This window comes from Actinospineispora eucalypti, assembly GCF_039543365.1.
Classification (GTDB): domain Bacteria; phylum Actinomycetota; class Actinomycetes; order Mycobacteriales; family Pseudonocardiaceae; genus Pseudonocardia; species Pseudonocardia eucalypti.
The window spans coordinates 1-884 of record NZ_BAABJP010000074.1 but is presented as its reverse complement, the minus strand read 5'-3'; the positions used below and the strand labels follow the sequence as shown (position 1 = coordinate 884).

The following is an 884-nucleotide window of genomic DNA, read 5'->3' as shown; positions in this document are numbered from 1 at the left end:
CGAGCGGCTCCACGAGTACGTGCGGGAACGGCTGTCCGGGCAGGTCCGTCGTTGCGACGGGGTACCAGTCGCCGGACCGGCGACGGCCGAGTGGAAAGGCCGGAACAAGCCGCACCGCCAGGACCGCCGGTGGGTTCAGGCGTGGAGCCCGGAGCAGATCTCGAATCGGCTGAAAGTGGATTTCCCCGACGATGAGTCGATGCGCATCTCGCCCGAGGCGATCTACCAGGCGCTCTATGTTGAGAGCCGTGGTGGGCTCAAGCGCGAGTTGGTTGCCTGCCTGCGCACCGGGCGCGCGCTTCGCGTTCCTCGATCCCGTGCCCGCCAGCGCCCCCAGGGCCATGTGACGCCCGAGGTGATGATCAGCGAGCGGCCCGCCGAGGCCGCGGACCGTGCTGTCCCGGGCCACTGGGAGGGAGACCTGATCATCGGCACGGACAGGTCCGCCATCGGCACGCTCGTCGAGCGCACCACTCGGTTCACCATGCTCATCCACCTGCCCCGCATGCACGGCTACGGGGTCGAGCCACGGGTGAAGAACGGTCCCGCGCTGGCCGGCTACGGGGCCGAGGCGATGCGGGCCGCGCTCGCCGAGCAGATGGCCGGGCTGCCCGAGCAGCTGCGCCGCTCGCTGACCTGGGACCGCGGCAAGGAACTCGCCCAGCATGCCCAGCTGAAGATCGATACCGGTATCAGTGTCTACTTCGCCGATCCACACAGCCCCTGGCAGCGGGGAACCAACGAGAACACCAACGGCCTGCTGCGGCAGTACTTCCCGAAAGGCACGGACCTGTCGAGATGGAACGCCGAGGAGATCCAGGCCGTCGCCGCCACGCTGAACTCCAGACCGCGCAAGATCCTCGAATGGAAGACACCTGCAGAGG

The 884-nt window shown here is 68.3% G+C and carries 1 protein-coding gene; it reads left to right on the top strand.

Annotated features, from left to right (window positions below; all coding sequences use genetic code 11):
• Positions 1–884 (top strand): IS30 family transposase (locus ABEB12_RS41960; RefSeq protein WP_345703605.1); only part of this gene is annotated, 884 nt, incomplete at both ends.